15 protein-coding genes and 1 pseudogene are annotated in these 16,602 nt (G+C 62.9%); 10 read left to right on the top strand and 6 right to left on the bottom strand.

The genetic code is table 11. The features are described from left to right. The first annotated feature begins 91 nt into the window (after window positions 1-91). The 5 genes from blaOXA to NKH06_RS05940 all read left to right on the top strand — a co-directional run bounded on the left by blaOXA (window position 92) and on the right by NKH06_RS05940 (window position 4,766). The gene (gene blaOXA / locus NKH06_RS05920; protein WP_352892501.1) at window positions 92-919 is read left to right on the top strand and encodes a class D beta-lactamase; all 828 of its coding nucleotides are present in this window, start codon (window positions 92-94) and stop codon (window positions 917-919) included. Between the two features lie 175 nt (window positions 920-1,094). Further along, the gene (gene thrS, locus NKH06_RS05925) at window positions 1,095-3,071 is read left to right on the top strand and encodes a threonine--tRNA ligase (RefSeq protein WP_352720254.1); all 1,977 of its coding nucleotides are present in this window, start codon (window positions 1,095-1,097) and stop codon (window positions 3,069-3,071) included. Window positions 3,072-3,157: 86 nt separating this feature from the next. Then, the gene (locus tag NKH06_RS05930; RefSeq protein WP_128303360.1) at window positions 3,158-4,096 is read left to right on the top strand and encodes a lysophospholipid acyltransferase family protein; all 939 of its coding nucleotides are present in this window, start codon (window positions 3,158-3,160) and stop codon (window positions 4,094-4,096) included. Window positions 4,097-4,204: 108 nt separating this feature from the next. Continuing rightward, complete coding sequence (locus NKH06_RS05935; protein WP_023810489.1) at window positions 4,205-4,480, top strand: type II toxin-antitoxin system ParD family antitoxin; 276 nt, start codon at window positions 4,205-4,207, stop codon at window positions 4,478-4,480. Next, entirely contained in the window at window positions 4,470-4,766 is a 297-nt protein-coding gene (locus tag NKH06_RS05940) for a type II toxin-antitoxin system RelE/ParE family toxin (protein WP_352892502.1), read from the top strand. The genes NKH06_RS05935 and NKH06_RS05940 overlap by 11 nt, the downstream gene beginning before the upstream one ends. 34 nt (window positions 4,767-4,800) lie before the next feature. Here the strand turns inward: NKH06_RS05940 and NKH06_RS05945 are convergent, their stop codons facing one another. Further along, window positions 4,801-5,763, bottom strand: a complete 963-nt coding sequence (locus NKH06_RS05945) for an RgsD C-terminal domain-containing protein (protein ID WP_027036844.1) — start codon at window positions 5,761-5,763, stop codon at window positions 4,801-4,803. Between the two features lie 158 nt (window positions 5,764-5,921). Between NKH06_RS05945 and NKH06_RS05950 the strand changes: the two genes are divergently transcribed. Beyond that, window positions 5,922-6,506 (top strand): nitroreductase family protein, encoded by a 585-nt coding sequence (locus NKH06_RS05950; RefSeq protein WP_352440235.1) that lies wholly within the window; start codon window positions 5,922-5,924, stop codon window positions 6,504-6,506. Continuing rightward, window positions 6,507-7,115, top strand: coding sequence for a flavin reductase family protein (locus tag NKH06_RS05955; RefSeq protein WP_352440236.1), 609 nt, complete (start codon window positions 6,507-6,509; stop codon window positions 7,113-7,115). Here NKH06_RS05955 and NKH06_RS05960 read toward each other — a convergent pair. Then, the gene (locus NKH06_RS05960) at window positions 7,112-7,843 is read right to left on the bottom strand and encodes a TetR/AcrR family transcriptional regulator (protein ID WP_352440237.1); all 732 of its coding nucleotides are present in this window, start codon (window positions 7,841-7,843) and stop codon (window positions 7,112-7,114) included. The two genes, NKH06_RS05955 and NKH06_RS05960, sit on opposite strands and share 4 nt — an antisense overlap. A 108-nt stretch (window positions 7,844-7,951) precedes the next feature. Between NKH06_RS05960 and NKH06_RS05965 the strand changes: the two are divergent. Further along, window positions 7,952-8,625, top strand: a pseudogene (locus NKH06_RS05965) (methyltransferase family protein). 7 nt (window positions 8,626-8,632) lie between these two features. On the opposite strand, the gene NKH06_RS05970 reads toward NKH06_RS05965, so the two are convergent. Together NKH06_RS05970 and NKH06_RS05975 are read right to left on the bottom strand one after the other, a co-directional pair. Next, complete coding sequence (locus tag NKH06_RS05970) at window positions 8,633-9,514, bottom strand: HpcH/HpaI aldolase/citrate lyase family protein (RefSeq protein WP_128303364.1); 882 nt, start codon at window positions 9,512-9,514, stop codon at window positions 8,633-8,635. A 3-nt stretch (window positions 9,515-9,517) separates the two neighbouring features. Then, window positions 9,518-9,970, bottom strand: coding sequence for a MaoC family dehydratase (locus NKH06_RS05975; RefSeq protein ID WP_352440239.1), 453 nt, complete (start codon window positions 9,968-9,970; stop codon window positions 9,518-9,520). A 150-nt stretch (window positions 9,971-10,120) separates the two neighbouring features. Here NKH06_RS05975 and NKH06_RS05980 point away from each other — a divergent pair, with 150 nt between their 5' ends. Next, window positions 10,121-11,245, top strand: a complete 1,125-nt coding sequence (locus tag NKH06_RS05980) for a DUF2336 domain-containing protein (protein WP_352440240.1) — start codon at window positions 10,121-10,123, stop codon at window positions 11,243-11,245. On the opposite strand, the gene NKH06_RS05985 is transcribed toward NKH06_RS05980, so the two are convergent. Both NKH06_RS05985 and parE read right to left on the bottom strand, forming a co-directional pair. Next, window positions 11,242-13,308, bottom strand: a complete 2,067-nt coding sequence (locus NKH06_RS05985) for an FUSC family protein (RefSeq protein ID WP_352796817.1) — start codon at window positions 13,306-13,308, stop codon at window positions 11,242-11,244. The genes NKH06_RS05980 and NKH06_RS05985 overlap by 4 nt on opposite strands. A 45-nt stretch (window positions 13,309-13,353) precedes the next feature. Then, window positions 13,354-15,411, bottom strand: coding sequence for a DNA topoisomerase IV subunit B (gene parE / locus NKH06_RS05990; protein WP_023810500.1), 2,058 nt, complete (start codon window positions 15,409-15,411; stop codon window positions 13,354-13,356). 229 nt (window positions 15,412-15,640) lie between these two features. Between parE and cpaB the strand changes: the two genes are divergently transcribed. After that, a complete protein-coding gene (gene cpaB / locus NKH06_RS05995) occupies window positions 15,641-16,567 on the top strand; it encodes a Flp pilus assembly protein CpaB (protein WP_352673700.1) in 927 nt (308 codons plus the stop codon). Window positions 16,568-16,602 lie beyond the last annotated feature (35 nt).

Raw genomic sequence — 16,602 nt, forward strand, 5'->3', positions numbered from 1 at the left:
CAGCCTGCACAAAGACTGCGCATTTGAGACAAAATCGAGACAAGAGACCTCGCTAAGCCGCTCCCGAACCCCCTTCTGGAGCGAGCAGAAAATGCGCAATTTCGACCGTCTTCCCTTCATCTTTGCCGGGATACTGTTCCTGCTCGCCTGGCTGCTGGGATTTCCGCTGCGCGCGCAATCGGCGCCGCTGGGGGACGTGCAGTGCACGGTGATCGCCGATGCGGCGAGCGGCAAGGCGCTCTACGAGGACGGGGTGTGCGACGAGCGGTTCAGCCCGGCTTCGACGTTCAAGGTGCCGTTGTCGCTGATCGGCTATGACAGCGGGATCCTGAGCGACGAGCACACGCCGAGCTGGGATTACAAGCCTGAATTCAACGCGGTGAAGCGGGATCAGAAGACCGTCGATCCGGTGGTCTGGGAGCGGGATTCGATCCTGTGGTTTTCCCGGGAAATCACCCGCCGGCTTGGGTCTGGGAGTTTTGCCGGTTATGTCTCGAAATTCGACTACGGCAACGCCGATGTTTCCGGCAATCCCGGCAAGAATGATGGTTTGACCAAGTCCTGGGTGAATTCCTCGCTCAAGATCACGCCGGTCGAGCAGGTCGAATTCCTGCGCAAGCTGCTGGCCCGCAAGCTGCCTGTCTCGGCCAGGGCTTACGACATGACATCAGCCATCATCCCGACCTTCCAGGCCGGAGGCTGGACGGTGCAAGGCAAGACCGGAAGCACCAGGCTGCGCAACGACGTCGACAAGGTTCAGGACAAGCGTTCGCTCGGCTGGTTCGTCGGCTGGGCGCAAAAGGATGGCCGCCAGATCGTCTTTGCGCGGCTTGTCGTCGAGACCAACCGCACCGACATGCCCAAGGGCCTCAAGACCCGCGCCGCGTTCCTGAAGGACCTGCCGCTCCTCATCAAATGAACGCTGACATTTGAGCCGGGCTTTACGGAGGCGGAATCTGTCCATAAAAGACAGCCGCTGCCGGACGCATCCGGCTTTTCCCTATGCATATCGTAACCCAAAACCGCCATACACTTTTGGGCGACATGCATTTCAACCACCCGCGCTCGTTTGCGGGACTGGATAGGAGATATATATGCTGAATTCCGTTTCCCTGACATTTCCCGATGGCTCCGTCCGCGAATACGACGCGGCGATGACCGGTGCTGGCCTCGCCGAATCGATCTCGAAATCGCTGGCCAAGAAGGCGGTCGCCTATGCGATCGACGGCACCGTTCGCGATCTCAGCGATCCGCTCGGCAAGTCCGGCAAGGTCGAGATCGTCACCCGCGACGACCCGCGCGCGCTGGAGCTGATCCGCCACGACGCGGCCCATGTGCTGGCGGAAGCCGTGCAGGAATTGTGGCCGGGAACGCAGGTGACCATCGGGCCGGTGATCGAGAACGGGTTCTACTACGACTTCGCCCGTAACGAGCCGTTCACGCCTGACGATTTTCCGGTGATCGAGAAGAAGATGCGCGAGATCATCGCGCGCAACAAGCCGTTCACCAGGGAAGTCTGGTCGCGCGACAGGGCGAAAAAAGTCTTTGCCGACAAGGGCGAGCGCTACAAGCTGGAGCTGATCGACGCCATTCCTGAGGATCAGAATCTCAAGATCTATGCGCAGGGCGACTGGTTCGACCTCTGCCGTGGCCCGCACATGGCCTCGACCGGGCAGATCGGCAATGCCTTCAAACTCATGAAGGTGGCCGGCGCCTATTGGCGCGGGGATTCGAACAACCCGATGCTGACCCGCATCTACGGCACGGCCTGGGCCGACCAGGCGCAGCTCGAAGCCTACCAGATGATGCTGGAGGAGGCCGAGAAGCGCGACCATAGGAAGATCGGCCGCGAGATGGACCTGTTCCATTTCCAGGAAGAGGGACCGGGCGTCGTCTTCTGGCATGCCAAGGGCTGGAAGATGTTCCAGAACTTGGTCAACTACATGCGCCGCCGCCTCGATGAGCAGGGCTATCAGGAGGTCAACGCGCCGCAGGTGCTCGACAAGAGCCTGTGGGAGACGTCAGGCCATTGGGGCTGGTATCGCGACGCCATGTTCAAGGTGACGGTCGCCGGCGACGACACCGATGACGACCGGGTCTTCGCGTTGAAGCCGATGAACTGTCCGGGCCATGTGCAGATTTTCAAGCATGGGTTGAAGTCCTATCGCGATCTACCCGTGAAGCTTGCGGAATTCGGCAATGTGCATCGCTACGAGCCGTCGGGCGCGCTGCACGGGCTGATGCGTGTGCGCGGCTTCACGCAGGACGATGCGCACATCTTCTGCACCGAGGAGCAGCTGGCTGCGGAGTGCCTGCGCATCAACGATTTGATCCTGTCGACCTATGCCGATTTCGGTTTTGACGAAATCAGCGTCAAGCTTTCGACGCGGCCCGACAAACGCGTCGGCACCGACGAAGCCTGGGATCATGCCGAGGCGATCATGGGGAGCGTGCTGGAGACGATCAGGACACGATCCGGCAATCGCATCAAGACCTCGATCAATCCGGGCGAGGGCGCCTTCTACGGACCGAAATTCGAATATGTGCTCAAGGATGCTATCGGCCGCGAATGGCAGTGCGGCACGACGCAGGTCGACTTCAACCTGCCGGAACGGTTCGGCGCCTTCTATATCGGCTCCGATTCCGAGAAGAAGCAGCCTGTGATGGTGCACCGCGCCATCTGCGGTTCGATGGAGCGCTTCCTCGGCATCCTGATCGAGAACTATTCCGGCCATTTCCCGCTGTGGTTCGCGCCGCTGCAGGTGGTGGTGGCGACGATCACCTCGGATGCCGACGGCTATGCGACCGAAGTGGTGGCAAAGCTGAAGGCCGCCGGGCTGTTGGCGGAAGCGGATTTGCGCAACGAGAAGATCAACTACAAGGTCCGCGAACACTCGCTGGCCAAGGTTCCGGTCATCCTCGTCTGCGGCAAGCGCGAGGCGGAAGAGCAGACGGTCAACATGCGCCGGCTGGGCTCACGCGACCAGGAATCGCTTGGCCTTGACCAGGCGATCGCGCAATTGGCCGAAGAAGCCGTCACGCCCGACCGCAGGCGCAAACGCGCTGCCTGATCGGCATAGTTTTTCGGCCAAATGGCGGTGGAGCGATCCACCGCCATTTTCATATCCTTGTCACGCCGACCTTGTAACGAACCCCTATGCTCAAGCTGAAATCGCGCGAACGACCCTTTCCCGAGCTTTCCTATGCCAATCCGCGCCAGCCGGCGCTGACGCGCTGGTTCATCCATTCGATCGAAGGCCTGTCGGGCCGCGACCGCTACACCGCGCTTTACGATTTTTGGCGCCGTCAGGTCGTGCCGACCGGCGAGCGTGTGTTCAGCCGCATGCTCGACCTGATCGACGTCCGCGTGCGGACGGCAGATCAGTGGCCGCCAGCGCAATTGCCTGATACGCCGCTGGTGATCGTCGCCAATCATCCGTTCGGCATCGGTGACGGCATTGCCGTGCTGTCGCTGGCCGAGCAGCTCGGACGGCCGTTCCGGGTGATGATCCACAAGGACCTGCTCAAGATCCGCGAGATGGAGCCCTACTCGCTGCCGATCGACTTTTCCGAGACCAAGGACGCGCTGAAGAACAACATGGCCGTGCGCCATGAAGCGGTGCGGCTGCTGAAGGAGGGCGTCACCATCGTGGTGTTTCCGGCCGGCGGTGTCGCCACCGCGCCAAAAGGTTTTGGCCGGGCGCGCGACCTGCCGTGGAAGATGTTTGCGGCCCGTCTCGTCCAGGAGGCCAAAGCGTCGGTCATCCCGATGCATTTTTCCGGGCAGAACGGCAGGCTGTTCCATCTGGTCAGCGGCCCGATGAACATGGCTGAGAGCGACGGCCGGGTGGCGAAATTCATCGGCAAGGCCTCGGTGACATTGCGCACGTCGCTGCTCATCCACGAATTCGCGCGGTTGTCCGGCAAGGCGATCGACGTGCGTGTCGGCAAGATGCTGAGCTGGAGCGAACTGGAGCCATTGCGCGACCGCAAGGCGTTGCTCGACCGCCTTTATCGCGGCGTGTTCGACCTTGCGCCAGTCGTGAGGCGCCGCCGGATTCCGTTCCTGCCGGCGCGGACCAAGCTGGCTGCTTGAGGCAACAAACGTCCGGCTCACGAGGGGCCGAGACTCGACCGTCCGTTCAGAAAATAGTATGACACTGTAACGTTGCGGTGCTATAAGGAGGCAAGAAACGAACTTGCCATGAGAACCAGCAAACCAATCACCGTGACCCTCGGCCGCCAGCAGAGCAGCGTCGACGCACGTCTGGCCTCGGGCGCCTACGATTCCGCCAGCGAAGTCATGCGCGCGGCGCTACGCGCCCTCGATCGCGAGGAGCAGATCATCACCGCTGTTATGCACGCCAAGGTCCAGGAAGCCCTTGACGACCCGCGTCCGGACATCCCGGCAGAAGACGTCTTCAAAGCGTTGCGCGCCCATCATGCGGACCGCATGAAGGCCTCTAAGCGTGACGCATAAGGTCGTCTTCAGGCCAGCGGCTCAAGCCGACCTCTTCGCCATCTACAATTACATCGAAAACGACAGCGGGAATCGGCGTGCCGGCGACTATGTCAACCGCATAGAGGCCGCGTGTATGGCGCTGTCCACCTTCCCGGAGCGCGGGACCGTGCGCGACGCTGTTGGCCCCGGCGTCCGCATCGTCGGTTTTGAACGCCGCGTATTTATCGTTTTCCGGGTCAACGGTGACACCGTGGTCATCCTGCGTGTGCTCTACGGCGGTTCAGAGGATGAAGCAGACACCTGATTCCTCTGGTAGGGATTGCGAACTGCAGTCTGGTCTAATCAGCACCTTCTTCGGGATCCATCGCCGCGGCCTCGGTGGCCAGAACCTCGATTTCCTGGTTCTGCCCGGCCACGACCGTAAAATCCTTCTGGTAGATGCGGTCGCGGTTCTTGGCGATGATGGTGTAGTCGCCCTCGGCCAGCACCATAGAGGCGAAGGCGCCGACAGTTTCCTTGATCGGATCGCCGGACTCATTGAGCAGCGACCAGGAGGTATCGGCGATCGCCTCGCCGCCGGTTTCGCGCACCAGCTTCATCGTGATCTCGGCGGCGTGGTGCTCGACGGTCGCTTCGGTCAGCTTGCCGGCCTCGACACGGATGTCGGAGCGGATGACCGCGTTGACCGCGCCATAGGTCGAGACGACATGGTAGATGCCGGCGTTGAGCCGCACGACGCTGTTAGGCTCGACATCGGGAATGATCAGCGCGCGGTCGCCATTGGCCTCGGCGGTGCCCTCGTAAATCGAAAAGCGCAGCTTCTTCGGTGGAATGCGCACGCCGCCGGACAGCACGGCGTCGAGCTTGAGGCCACCGGCGTCGAGCACGAGGCTTTCGCGCTTGGCGTCCTTGCCGACAGTGATGCGCTTGGTGGCGCCGGCCCGGCCGTAGGAGGCGTGAACCAGATAGCTGCCAGGCTCGAGCTGGAAGACGGCGGTGCCGCCATGGGAGGAGGCGACCATCGGCAATTTGCCGTTGACGGCTTCGGGCTTGAAGACCCGCCAGACGATGCCGCGCGTGATGTCGGAACCCTTGTCGGTCAACTGGGCGGACAGCGTGATGGCGCCGCCGCCGCTTAGTGCCAGTGACGTCTCGCCTTTCGGCGTCGCGTAGCTCGAAATTCCCGGAAGCTTCAGGTCGCTGACACCGTCGACGTTCTGCGCCATGGCGAACGAAACCGGCGCCATCAACAGCAGGGCACCGAGCCAGATCAGGAAAAGACGGACAGTCCCCTCAAACATGCCTTGCGTTGAAGCCCATGGCGGTGGCAATTTCAAGGCTTAAGAGTCCGATCGATACGACTCTCTTCCGTCCGGCGTATCCCGCGCCAATGCCCGAGCCGCCGAATTCCCGATGGTGCGCTTCAGCTCAAAACAGAATGTTCAGGAGACTTGCGCCCATGGCGTCGCCGATCATCGATTTCCTGCTGACCCGAAACTCCGCTCCGATCCCCGATCTGAAGCAGCCGGCGCCGAGCGATGCGGAGATCGCGACGATGATCACTGCTGCCTCGCGGGTGCCCGACCATGGCCGATTGGAGCCCTGGCGCTTCATCGTCTACCGTGGCGACGCCCGCGTCGAGATCGGCAGGCAACTGGCAGCGCTTGCAGAGCAGCGGGAGGGCCCATTGCCGGAAGGCCGCCGCAATCAGGAACTGGCGCGGTTCTCACGCGCGCCGCTGGTGATCGGCGTCGTATCTGTCCCCCGGGAGAATCCAAAAATCCCGCAATGGGAAATGTTCCTGTCGGGCGGCATGGCGGCGATGAACCTGATGATAGCAGCGAATGCGCTGGGCTATGGCACCAACATGATCAGCAACTGGTATTCGGATGTACCGGAGGGCAGGGCGCTGCTGGGGCTGGCGCCGCAGGAGCGCGTCGTCGGCTTCATCCATATCGGCTCCTATGCCGGCCCGGCGCCGGAGCGGCCGCGGCCCGATCCGGCAAAGCTTTACGGCGACTATTCGGGGCGGTGGGCGGGCTGAATGTTCTACGAACCCTCAAAGGGCCACGGCCTGCCGCACGATCCATCGAAGGCGATCGTGGCGCCGCGTCCGATCGGCTGGATTTCGACGCTGAACGGAGCCGGTGAGATCAACCTTGCTCCATACTCCTTCTTCAATGCCGTTTCGACACGGCCGTTCATTGTCTGGTTCTCCTCCGAGGGCGAGAAGGACAGCGCCTCTTTCGCGCAGGAGACCGGTGAGTTCGTCGCCAATCTGGTCAGCCGCGATCTTGCCGACAAGATGAACCGCACATCGGTCAACGCACCGCGCGGCGTCAATGAGTTCGCCTATGCCGATCTCGCCATGGCGCCGTCGCGCCTCGTCGCGCCGCCGCGCGTGGCGGCAGCGCCGGCTGCGCTCGAATGCCGGGTGACGGAAGTTTTTCGGCCAAAGGCGCTGGACGGATCGCCGACAAGCGCTGTGATTGTTGCCGGTGAGGTGGTCGGCGTGCACATCGACGACGCCTTCCTGACAGACGGCCTGTTCGACATCACCAAGGCCGGCAATGTCGCTCGTCTCGGCTATATGGACTATGCCAGCGTCGACCAGGTGTTTTCGATGCGCCGGCCGCGCTGGGACAAGGACTAGATATCAGGCTTGGCCAGCGCCTTGCCGGCACTCTTTCGCCGCCTGGCCGTCATGACGGTGCGCACATAGCCGGGCTCGCCGATCCGGATGCTTCCATCGGGCAGGCCCAGTATGCGGTCGAGAGCGATCTCGTAGAGCCTGACGCGTTTCTCCAGGGCCTCGATCGCGATCTCCATGTCGGCGTCGCTGCCCCCGGCAATTGCCTTGGCAACGACGTCATGCGTGGCCATGCCGAACTGCATGACGATGTCGGCGACACCTTCCGGATCGAAGGTCCTGAAAGTGGTGTCTTCGATCCCTTGCCTGATGATCTTGACCAGCAGAGGTGAAAACGACGCGCTGGCGGCCAGATTGATACGGTGGAAAAGCACCAGATTCTCAGGCCGAAACATCGTCTCGAAAAGAGTCCAAGCTTCCGGCGCGGTCTCGATCTTGGCCCGCCGCGACTGGCTGAGCAGGCCATTCAGGCGGTCAAGCGGGTCTAGGCCCGGATCGTCGATTATGTCTTGCACGCCAGCCAGTGCCTGTCTTGCAAAGCGATCGGCCAAGGCTTCCAGAAGAGCCTCCTTGGAGGGGAAGTAGTGATAGAAGGCGCCCTTGGAGACGCCGGCGGACGCAATCACGTCGTTGAGGCTCGCTTTGTCATAGCCCTGCGTCAGAAAAAGCGTCTGGGCATGGTCCAGAAGTTCTTCTCGCCTGAACTCTGGATGCTTGATGACACGGGGCATGATGAACCTTCTGCACAGCTCGCTTGAATTACAGACCGTCGGTCGGTATGGTAGACCGATGGTCTAAAATTGCCAGCGCAAGTGAGCGGATATCATGAAAGGCCGATCATGATCGCGAAATTGGTCCTTCAAACATTCGTCTGGTTTGGCGCCATGGGCGCCTTGCTCTTCCTGTCGGCGGCACGCTGCACTGGCCGGGGGCCTGGGTCTATCTGGTGGGGATGGTGGGGCTCAGTCTCACCTTGGGCGTGGCGCTGGCAAGGCGCGATCCCGGCCTGATGAATGAGCGGCTGAGTTCTCCCATCCAGAAGAATCAGGACACGGCCGACAAGGTCCTGCTGTCCATACTACTGTTCGCCATCTTTGGTTCGCAGATATTCATGGGGTTCGACGTCCGTTTCGGCTGGTCCGTGGTTCCCGTCTGGGTGCAGGTGGTCGGCGCGCTCGTCCTGCTGCTCGGAATCTGGATCTGCTATCTGACGATGCTGGAGAACAGTTTCGCGGCGCCGGTGGTGAGGATCCAGGATGAACGCGGACAACATGTGATCTCCACGGGGCCTTACAGCTACGTCCGCCATCCGATGTACGCCGGCGCCATCCTCTTCTTCGCCGGCACGGCACTTCTGCTTGGTTCCTGGTGGGGGCTGGCGTCGGTACTCGTGATCGTCGTTCTCCTGGCCATCCGCACCTTCATTGAAGAGAAGACGCTTCGCACCGGCCTGCGCGGCTATGACGACTATGTGGCCCGGGTCCGTTACCGCCTGATCCCATTGGTCTGGTAGCAGGCGCTCAGGCGGAAACACCTGCCGCCTTTGCCCGCGCCAGCAGCCGCTCGGCTAGCCGCAGGTGCGGGCGGTCGAACATCCTGCCGTCGATGCTGACGACGCCGGGACTTCCCGCTGCCGCGAACGCGGCAACGATTGCCGCCGATTGTCTCACGGCGTCGACCGACGGCGTGAAGGCGGCGTTGATGACCGGCACCTGATCGGGGTGGATCGCCATCTTGCCGGTGAAGCCATCGCGCTCGGCCTCGGTGCATTCCGCTTCGAAGGCCGCCATGTCGCGAAAATTCGGGAAGACGGTGTCGATCGCCTCGACCTCCGCCGCACCGGCGGCAAGTATGGTCATGGTGCGAGCGTGACGGAACACGTCCGTGTAGCGGCCATGCTCGTCGCGGGCGCTGCGCGCGCCGATCGCCGCCGACAGGTCTTCAGCGCCCCAGGTGAGGCCGGCAAGCCGCGCGCTTGTCCCGGCATAGGTCGCAGCCGCCAGCACGCCTGCCGGCGTTTCTGTGATGATCGGCAGGATCTTGATCGCGCCGTCGGCCAAGCCGTTTTCGGCCTCGCGCACCCTGAGCTTTGCCGACAGGTGCTGCACATCCTGGCCGCTGTTCGACTTGGGCAGCATGATGCCGTCGGGTTTCGCTGGAACCAGTGCGGCGAGATCGTCGTCCGTCAGCGCGGTCGACAGGTCGTTGACCCTGACATAGATGGCTGAACCGGTTTGCGCCCTGCGTTCCAGGATGAAGCGCGCCGCCACCTCGCGTGCCAGCGCCTTGTTGTGCGGTGCCACGGAATCCTCGAGGTCGACGATGACCACGTCGGCGCCGACACCAAAACCCTTTTCCAGTTTCCTCTGGGAATCGCCAGGGATGAACAGCAGCGAACGCATGCGTCAGATCGCCTTCTTCAGCATCATCGCTTGCCTGGTGCATTTGGCGACGAGATCGCCATGCTGGTTGTAGGCGCGATGCTCGAATTCGACGATGCCGCGATCGGGTTTCGACCTGGACTCGCGCACCGAGATGACTGTCGTCTCAACGCGAATGGTGTCGCCATGGAAGACCGGATGCGGAAACACGGTCTCCTTCATGCCGAGATTGGCGACCGTAGTGCCGACTGTGATGTCATTGACCGAAATGCCGATCATCAGGCCGAGCGTGAACAGCGAGTTGACCAGCGGCTTGCCCCATTCGCTCTTGGCGGCGAAATCGAAGTCGATGTGCAGCGGCTGCGGGTTCAGCGTCATTACCGAAAACAGCATGTTGTCGCTTTCGGTAATGGTCTTGCGCAGCGTGTGCTGGAAGACATGGCCGACAACGAACTCTTGGAGATAAAGCCCGGCCATTTCTTTCTCCTCAGGTGCTTGACGGTGATAGGCGCTGCAAATCAGCCTCGCAAGCCAGTTAATGAACATGGTGAACGGTTCGTAAACCAATTCTGCCTACGGTCGTCAGTGGGGTCAGAAGCTTCTGACAAGGGGCGTAAGCAGGCGGGCATGGTTGTTGTTTCGCATTTCCTGAAATGGATCTACACGGCCAGGGTGTCGGAGCGCGCCGCGGCGGCGAGCGCTCTGGCCCGGGCCTATATCAATTCCGAATTGCCTTTCGAGGACCGTTGCGCCGCCGAGGCGGCGCTGACGCTGTTGCTCGACGATGCCTCGTCGAAGGTGCGGCTGGCGATGGCCGAGGCGCTGTCGATGAGCCACCACGCGCCAATGCAGATCATCAGCGTGCTGGCCTCCGACCAGCCGGAAGTCGCCGGCGTGGTGTTGGCGCGCTCGCCGCTGCTCACCGACGCCGACCTGATCAACCGCGTGGCTTCAAGTCCGAAGGCGACACAGAAATTGATCGCCGACCGGCCACTCGTCTCGATGGCGCTGTCGGCGGCCATCGCCGAGATCGGCGAGGCGGACGCCTGCGCCGTGCTGCTCGCCAACAGCGGCGCCGACATCGCCTCGCTCAGCTTCCGCCGCATGGCCGAACGGCATGGGCACCTGCCGTTGGTGCGCGAGGCGCTGATATCGGATATCAGGCTGCCGGCCGACTGCCGGCATATGCTGCTCGTCAAGCTTGGCGAAATGTTGAAAACGTCGCCACTGGTGATGGCGATGATGGGCGCGGCGCGAGCCGACCGCGTCATGCGCGACGCCTGCGTTAAGGCTTCCGTGACGCTGATCGAAGGCACGCGCCAGGAAGAACATGCGGCCCTGATCGAGCATCTCAGGCTGCGTGGCGACCTTACCGCGAGCTTTCTGATCCGCACCATCGCGCATGGCAAGGTGGATTTCTTCGGCTCGGCGCTGGTCGCGCTCAGCCAGCAGTCCGAACAAAGGGTAAGGGCGCTGCTGGCCGGTGGGCACGACGTGGCCTTGCAGGCGCTGTTCCGCAGCGCCGGACTCGCCGCAGTCACCCATGCCATCATCCTGCGTGCGCTGAAGATCTGGCGCGAGGTTGCCAACGGCAAGCGCATCGCCGGTGTGCAGGAGGTCAGCTGGCTGATGCTCAAGGAAGTGGGTGGGCAATCCGCCGAAGGCGATCTTGCCGCCTTGATCAAGTCGATCCATCTCGATGCGCTGCGCGAGAACGCGCGAGGCCACGCGCTGGCGATAGCGGCAGCTTAACCTTTATCCCTCGCGAAAAAGTCGGGGAAATCCTCCATCGCGGCGGCGATGATGCGCAGCGATGCCGCGATCTGCAGCAATTCGCTGGTGCCGTTTCGCTCGGCGATGTTCGCTGCGTACTGCCGGGCGACGGCGACGGTCGAGGTCTGCGGATCGCTGGGGGCGCGGAAAAGCAGTTCGCGCGCCAGTCCCCTCAGGAAGTTGGCGATCGAAAGCGCGGTCTCGGATGGAATGGCATGGCTTTGGCTTGCATCGCGCAGCCGAAGGACCTCCAGGCCGACGGTGACGGCGGCGACTCCGCCGCCCAGAACCGCATCGCCCTTCTGACCGGCATTCTGCACCAGCGGCATCAGCTGGTTGATGCGGTCGTAGGCGAGGCTCTCGAAGGCCGAACGTCTCGGCACGCGCTCATGCAGGCAAAGCCGCGCCAGATCCTCGCGCATGGCGCGCACGATGCGGTTGGCCGCGAGCCACGGATCGGCGGGCAGCACGACGATGAAGACACCGATCGCCAGCAGGATGCCGACCAGGATCGACGCCGAACCGGCGAAGAAGGGTCCGGGATCGTAGGTCATCGCCTGGTGCGGGCTCAGGAAGGCAAGGAAGTTGATGGCGAAGGCCGTCGCCACGCCGACATAGCGTGGATTGGCCATGGCCAGCGCCGTCGGTACAAGGATGGGCACGACAAACAGCATGAACCAGCCGAAGCCGGGCAGGGCAGGCAATGCGATCTGGCCGACGAGAAAGGCAAACGGCAGCGCCAGAAGCGTTCCCTTGAAGAAACCCCAGGCGACCTGCACAGGGTCGGGGCGAGCAGCAAACAGGCTCGATACGACAGCAACGAGAATGACCGTACCGGCCGCTTCCGACCATTTCGTCGTCAGCCAGAAGGCCGCGACCAGCAGCGTGGCAAGGGCAGCACGCAAGGCGTTACGCGATGCGCCGGCGTAATCGCGATGCACCACCAGCGCAGGCTGCCTGCTGCCCCGGGCCGGACGTGTGGCAGGCGCGCGCAGGGCGTCGAGGCCGCGCAGCACCTGCTTGAGCGCATCGGCGAAATCGGCGGCGATGGTCAGGCGGGTGATAGTGCCGATCCTGTCGTTGCCCTGGTCGGTCGAGGTATCGGGCATTTGCCGGGCGTTTCCGGCAATCGCATCGAGCCGAGCCACCCACAGCGCCGTATCGTCCAGCGCGCCGGGCTTGGTCGCCAGCTCGCTGACCAGCGATTGTAATTCCGAGCGCACCGGAATGAGCGCCGCATTCTTCGGGGCGGCGTGCGAATGCAGCGCGCGTGCCGCCGAGAGCGCGGAGAGCAGCTGTCCGATGGTGCGCCGGACTGGATGGGCGCGCGGCGCGAAGCTTGGCGCTTCGAGCCTGGCATAGGCGCGCGTCTCGCCGAGCGTCTGGGCATCAGTGATCAGCTTTCGGTGCAGCGCGGACAGCGTTCCCGGGTCGCCGCCGGAGAACGCACCGCCGGCATAGGTGGCAAGATCAAGGATGCAGCGTTTCAGGCGCGAGACGATGGCGTCGCTGGCCAGTTTTGGCAGGATCAGGCGGCTGGTCAGGCCGGCGCAGACAATGCCAAGCACGATCTCGGCACAGCGCGCGACCGCGAGGTCGACGACGAGATGCGGCTGTCCGAAAGCGGGCAGGCCGATGATCATTGCGGTGTAGCCCGCGAGGGCGGCGCCATAGGCTTCCGGATTGCGCAGCAGCGACGAGACGAAGGTGCAGATGCCGATCCAGACGGCAAGCACCGTTACCAGCACCCAGGGGTTGGTGCCGCAAACGGTGGTGATGCCGATCGCGGCGATGCCGCCGACCAGCGTGCCGAGCAGCCGGTAGAAGCCCTTCGCCAGTACCATGCCGGCAACCGGCTGGGCGACGATGAACACCGTCATCATGGCCCATTGCGGATGGTCGAGCTTCAGCGCATAGGCGGCTAGCAGAGCGATCAGGCCAGCCGAAACAGTGCGCAACGAGAAAATCCAGTCCGAACGCGTCGGTTGCGTCAAGCCGGCTAAACTCGTCTCGAAATAGCCTTTCAGCCGCGCCCAGGTCACATGCTCGTCTCCGCAACTGGAGCCTTGTTATGGACCGGCTGGTGGCTAGATATCCAGCACTTCCGTCTCGGCGAATTCGGCGCGTTCCTGGATGAAGCGGAAGCGGGCCTCCGGCTTGGTGCCCATCAATGCATCGACGGCGTCCTTGGTCGCCGCCTCGGCGTCGATCACATCGATCCGAAGCAGCGTGCGCTTCCTCGGATCCATGGTGGTTTCCTTGAGTTGGGCCGCCATCATCTCGCCCAGACCCTTGAAGCGGCCAAGCTCGACCTTGCCGCGCCCGGTAAATTCGGTGCGCATAAGCTCGTCCTTGTGCGCGTCATCCCGGGCATAGGCGACCTTGCCGCCTTGCCTGATCGAGTAAAGCGGCGGTACCGCCAGATAGAGGTGGCCACCACGCACCAGTGCCGGCATCTCCTGGTAGAAGAAGGTGATCAGCAGCGAGGCGATGTGGGCGCCGTCGACGTCGGCGTCGGTCATGATGATCACGCGATCGTAGCGCAAATCCTCGTCGCGGTATTTCGACCGCGTGCCGCAGCCGAGCGCCTGGATCAGGTCCGAGATCTGCTGGTTGCCGGCAAGCTTGTCGTTGCCGGCGCTGGCAACGTTGAGGATTTTTCCGCGCAATGGCAACACCGCTTGGCTGGCGCGATCGCGCGCCTGCTTGGCCGAGCCGCCGGCCGAGTCGCCTTCGACGATGAACAGTTCAGCGCCGGCCGCGGCATTCTGCGTACAGTCGGCGAGCTTGCCCGGCAGCCGCAATTTGCGCACCGCGCTCTTGCGCGACACTTCCTTTTCCTGGCGCCGGCGCACGCGCTCGTCGGCGCGTGCGATCACCCATTCGAGCAGCTTCGAGGCTTCCTGCGGATTGTCGGCCAGCCAATGGTCGAACGGGTCGCGGATCGCGGTCTCGACGATGCGGATCGCCTCGATCGTCGCCAGCCTGTCCTTGGTCTGGCCGACGAATTCCGGCTCGCGGATGAACACCGACAGCATGCCCGCCGCCGAGATCATGACGTCTTCCGAGGTGACGATCGAGGCGCGCTTGTTGCCGACGAGATCGGCATAGGCGCGCAGGCCCCGCGTCAGCACGTTGCGGAAGCCGGCCTCGTGTGTGCCGCCTTCGCCGGTCGGGATGGTGTTGCAGTAGGAATTGATGAAGCCGTCGCCGCCGAACCAGGTCACCGCCCATTCCAGCGACCCATGGCCGCCTTGTTTCTCGCTCTTGCCGGCGAAGATTTCGCGCGTCACCTGGAAGTCGTCGCCGAGCGATGCCTTGAGATAGTCCTTCAGGCCGCCGGGAAAATGGAATTCCGCCTTGGCCGGTGTCTGGTCCTTTTCCTTGATCAGCGACGGATCGCAGGTCCAGCGGATCTCGACACCACCGAACAGATAGGCTTTCGAGCGCGTCATGCGGTAGAGCCGCGCCGGTTCGAACGCCGCGCCCTTGCCGAAAATCTGCTCGTCGGGGTGGAAGCGGATCTTTGTGCCGCGCCGGTTGTGGACCTCGCCCAACTGTTCCAGCCCGGTCACGGGAACGCCGCGCGAGAATTTTTGCCGATAGAGTTGCCGTCCCCGCGCGACCTCGACCTCGAGATGGTCCGACAGCGCGTTGACCACGGACACGCCGACGCCATGCAGGCCGCCTGATGTCTCGTAAACCTTGGAGTCGAACTTGCCGCCCGAATGCAGCGTCGTCATGATCACTTCAAGCGCCGGCTTCTTGAACTTCGGGTGCGGATCGATCGGGATGCCGCGGCCATTGTCGGTCACGGCGAGATAGCCATCGGCCGAGAGCTCGACATCGATGAAGGTGGCATGGCCGGCCACCGCTTCGTCCATCGAATTGTCGATGACCTCGGCGAACAGATGGTGCATCGCCTTGTCGTCGGTGCCGCCGATATACATGCCTGGCCGTCGGCGCACCGGCTCCAGCCCTTCCAGCACCTCGATGTCGGCGGCGCTATAGCCCTCGCTGCCGTCCTTGGTCGAGGCAGGACGCTTGGTGGCTTGCACCACCAGTGGATCCGCAGGGCGCGCTGGCGCGCGAACCGGCTGCGGCTTGTTGTCGTCATTGCCGAAAAGATCGTCCATGCCTGCCATAGAGTCCGATGCTGCGAATCACCTCGCGATACTGCCACGCTTTTCAGCGCCAAGCGACCGAGGTTCCTGTTCCGTTCGGGGATATGGCCCCTCTTACTCCAAAACCATTCGATAACCAAGCCGGCGGAAATAGGTCCGATACCGCGGTGCAGGATTCCTGATTCTTTAACAATGCCGCCTAGGGTTAAGCCCAACAAAACAAGAAACTGCGGGCATCAGGGGTTTCGGCGTGAGGGGCAAGGCCATATCGATGATCGGCATCGCCGCCGTTTTCGGGGCGATCTCGATCTTTGCCGCGGATTTCTGGGTCAAAAGCCAGGCCAAGGCCGATTCCGAAGAGAAGACGTCGTCTATTCCGGCAGCTGTCGTGCCGAAGGTCGAGTTCAAGACCATCGTGGTGGCGAATGCCCCATTGCGCTACGGCATGGCGCTCGACCGCGCGCAGCTCAGCGAAATCCCGTGGTCGCAAGAGGCCGTGCCGCAGGGCGCCTTCACCACCATCAATGCGTTGCTTGCCGATGGCAGCCGCGTGGTGCTGTCGCCGATCGAGGTCAACGAACCGGTACTGCTGACCAAGCTGTCCGGTCCGAACGGCCGCGCGACACTCTCCAACATGATGACGCCCGGAATGCGGGCGGTCACCATCCGCACCGACGAGATAGCAGGTGTCGGCGGCTTCGTCACACCGGGCGACCGCGTTGATGTCGTGCTGACGCGCGATGCCGGCGAAATTCAGGAAGTGGCCAAGAATGCACAGGGTGCGGCCGGATCGACGGTCACCTCCGAGATTGTCGTTGCCGATGCCAAGGTGCTGAGCGTCGGGCAAGGTGCCGACGAGCGCCAGACGACGCCGCAGATTTCCAATTCGGTGACCATCGAGGTGACGACCGACGGCGCGCAGAAAGTGGCGCTGGCCCGCACTGTCGGTACGCTGTCGCTGTCGCTGCGCTCGGCCAGCGAAGGCGGCGACGGCAAGGGCGGCGTCACCACCATCTCTTCGTTCGGTGGATCGGCCGCCTCGAACGTGCAGGCCGCTGCCGGCTCGCTGTTCGATGCCGTGGTGAAAGAGCCGGAGAAGCCGAAGTTCAAGACGGTCATCGTAACGCGCGGCACAAAGGCCGAGGAATACCAGGTTCCTTCGCGGGACCAGAAATAAGCCAGTGGGGACTGGGTGAGGGACGGGACAATGTT

The organism is Mesorhizobium sp. M1342 (assembly GCF_040317955.1).
In the GTDB taxonomy this organism is placed as follows: Bacteria; Pseudomonadota; Alphaproteobacteria; order Rhizobiales; family Rhizobiaceae; genus Mesorhizobium.